The organism is uncultured Cardiobacterium sp. (assembly GCF_938028185.1).
In the GTDB taxonomy this organism is placed as follows: domain Bacteria; phylum Pseudomonadota; class Gammaproteobacteria; order Cardiobacteriales; family Cardiobacteriaceae; genus Cardiobacterium.
Map to the genome: position 1 here is coordinate 1 of NZ_CALJAH010000021.1, position 2,562 is coordinate 2,562.

The 2,562-nt window shown below is 56.9% G+C and carries 4 protein-coding genes and 1 pseudogene; 4 read left to right on the forward strand and 1 reads right to left on the reverse strand.

Going from position 1 to position 2,562, the window contains the following annotated elements:
• From Q0349_RS00765 to vapC, 4 genes are all read left to right on the forward strand, one after another.
• Positions 1 to 999 (forward strand): FTR1 family protein (locus Q0349_RS00765; protein WP_298078849.1); only part of this gene is annotated, 999 nt, incomplete at its 5' end.
• A 12-nt stretch (positions 1,000 to 1,011) separates the two neighbouring features.
• Positions 1,012 to 1,566, forward strand: a complete 555-nt coding sequence (locus Q0349_RS00770; protein WP_298078850.1) for an iron transporter — start codon at positions 1,012 to 1,014, stop codon at positions 1,564 to 1,566.
• 95 nt (positions 1,567 to 1,661) lie between these two features.
• Complete coding sequence (gene vapB, locus Q0349_RS00775) at positions 1,662 to 1,901, forward strand: type II toxin-antitoxin system VapB family antitoxin (RefSeq protein WP_298078851.1); 240 nt, start codon at positions 1,662 to 1,664, stop codon at positions 1,899 to 1,901.
• Positions 1,898 to 2,308: a tRNA(fMet)-specific endonuclease VapC gene (gene vapC, locus Q0349_RS00780; RefSeq protein ID WP_366916248.1), complete on the forward strand. Its 411-nt coding sequence runs from the start codon at positions 1,898 to 1,900 to the stop codon at positions 2,306 to 2,308. The genes vapB and vapC overlap by 4 nt, the downstream gene beginning before the upstream one ends.
• A 50-nt stretch (positions 2,309 to 2,358) precedes the next feature.
• On the opposite strand, the pseudogene Q0349_RS00785 reads toward vapC, so the two are convergent.
• Positions 2,359 to 2,562, reverse strand: a pseudogene (locus Q0349_RS00785) (hypothetical protein); the annotation flags it as partial.

Consider the following 2,562-nt stretch of genomic DNA (forward strand, 5'->3'; position numbering starts at 1 on the left):
GGCGCGCGCGACGTGAATTTCAAGACGGAGCTGGAAGGGCATTTCACCAAAATCGTCGGCCTGATGAACGCGGGCAAGGACGTCGCCGCCATTGACAAGGAAATCGCCGCCTTCTCCGCCAATATCGACAAGGCGCTGACCATGCTCGGCGGCAACCAGGGCGGCGTTGCCCTCTTTATCTACAGCCTGACCATCATCCTGCGCGAAGGGCTGGAAGCGCTGCTGATTGTCGCCGCCGTCATCGCCTACATTCACAAGAGCGGCCACAGCGACAAACACCGCGTCATCACCGGCTCGGTCGTCTGGGCGCTGGTGGCGAGCGTCATCACCGCACTGCTGTTCAAATGGCTGTTGTCCAATGCCGCCGCCGGGCGCGAAATCCTCGAAGGCGTCACCATGCTGATAGCGGTGCTGATGCTGTTCGGCATGAGCTACTGGCTGCTTTCCAAAGTGGAAGCGCAGCACTGGAAAGCCTATTTGCAGAAAAAAATCGGCACCTCGCTCTCGCAAGGCTCGCTCGTCGGCCTGTGGCTGACCAGCTTCCTTGCCGTTTACCGCGAAGGCGCGGAGACCGTACTCTTCTACTTCGCCCTCGCCGCCGAAGCGAAAAGCGCGCTGGATTACGGCTACCTCTTCGCCGGGCTGGCGGTCGGCATCGTCGCGCTGGCGGTGGTGTACGTCATCATGCGCTACAGCGTGGTGCGGCTGCCGCTCAAGCCGTTCTTCATGTTCACCGGCATCTTCATGTACCTCATGGCCTTCATCTTCGCCGGCAAAGGCGTCGCCGAACTGATCGAAGGCAAGGCCTTCACCCCGACGCTGATTGGCGACGGCATCCTCTTCCCCAAATGGATGGGCGACTGGCTCGGCATCATGCCCTACTGGGAGACGATTGTGCCGCAACTCGCCCTGCTTGCCGCCGCACTGTTCGCCCTCTGGGTACTGTTCTGGCGCAAAAAAGACGAAACAACCCTTCCTCAACCCGCTCAAAAACCTTAACAGGAGGTATCAATGAGCATCAAAAAAAGCGTAATGGCAACCGCCATCCTCATGACCGCAGGCAGCGCCTTCGCCTTCACCGAATACCCGGCAGGCGAACCGCAAACCATCAACGAGATGGAAATTGCGGCAGTCTATCTGCAACCGATCGACATGGAGCCGCGCGGCATGGGACTCTCCGCCGCCGAATCCGACGTGCACCTCGAAGCGGACATCCACGCCACCAAAGGCAACCAAAACGGCTTCGGCGAAGGCGAGTGGATTCCCTACCTGACCATCAGCTACACCCTGGAAAACCTCGACACCAAAGCCAAACAAGAAGGCACCTTCATGCCGATGGTGGCGAGCGACGGCCCGCACTACGGCCAGAACATCAAAATGCTCGGCGTGGGCAACTACAAAGTCACCTACCACATCGAGCCGCCGCCGAAGGCCGGTATGCACCGCCACACCGATGCCGACACCGGCGTGGGCAAATGGTGGAAACCCTTTGACGTCTCCTTCGAGTTCAAATACACCGGCCTCGACAAGAGCAAAGGGCAAGAATCCCCGAAAGTGAACAACTGATTTTCGGTGATAAAAAAACGGGCTTCGCGCCCGTTTTTTTGTGGCGGGCGAAGGGCTATACTCGCCGCAAACAGATTTAATGACGGAGAATAACCATGACTACCGCAACCATTCATAAAGATCGCAATAACCAGACCATCTCCCTGCCGCCCGCTGTCGCATTCCCTGAACATATCGAACAGGTAGAAATTATCCGCGTCGGCGATGCACGGATTCTGACCCCTGCCGGGGAACGCTGGCGGGTATGGGCCAGTTGTCCGTCGCAATTGACTGAAGATTGCCTGAATGAACGCGAACAACCTGAAGCGCAAATTCGCGAAGGGTTCGATTCATGATGAAATATATGCTGGATACCAATATTTGTATCTACGCCATCAAACGCAAGCCGTTATCAGTGGTAGAAAAACTTTCCATCTGGCAGGATGACGTTTGTATCAGCTCCGTGACCCTGATGGAATTGTATTTTGGTGCCGCGCGTTCCTCGAATCCGACGCGTAATCGCTTTGAAATTGAGTATTTCGTTGCCAATTTGGCTGTACTTGATTATGACGCACTTGCCGCATCGCATACGGCGGAGATTCGCGCCACATTGACACAGCAGGGAAAGCCCATTGGGGGTTACGACTATATGATTGCCGGTCATGCGCGCAGCCGTGGACTGGTTTGTGTAACCAACAATCTCCGCGAATTTGCGCGGGTAGACGGCTTATTGTTGGAAAATTGGTGGCAGGAAAGTGAGTAATCTGATGCAAAAAAAAAACGGGCTTCGCGCCCGTTTTTTTGTGGCCGTATTCAGGGCGCAGTCGCGTCGTCCCAACATTGCGCAATTTGGCTTTCTGCCGGGGTGAGCAGGTAGTCGCAGTGTCGCATGAAGGGCAGGTCGCTCGTGCTGTCGCCCATGCCGATGCTGAGGATGGCGCCGTATCGGGCGCGATAGTGTTGTTGCAGGTGGGCGACGGCGTGCGCCTTGTCAAGCCAGGCGGGGAGGACGGCGAG

Excerpts from the sequence above, each read along its gene's own strand:
- Q0349_RS00770 (WP_298078850.1), top strand. The coding sequence starts at position 1,012 with ATGAGCATCAAAAAAAGCGTAATGGCAACCGCCATCCTCATGACCGCA.
- vapB (WP_298078851.1), top strand. The coding sequence starts at position 1,662 with ATGACTACCGCAACCATTCATAAAGATCGCAATAACCAGACCATCTCC.
- vapC (WP_366916248.1), top strand. The coding sequence starts at position 1,898 with ATGATGAAATATATGCTGGATACCAATATTTGTATCTACGCCATCAAA.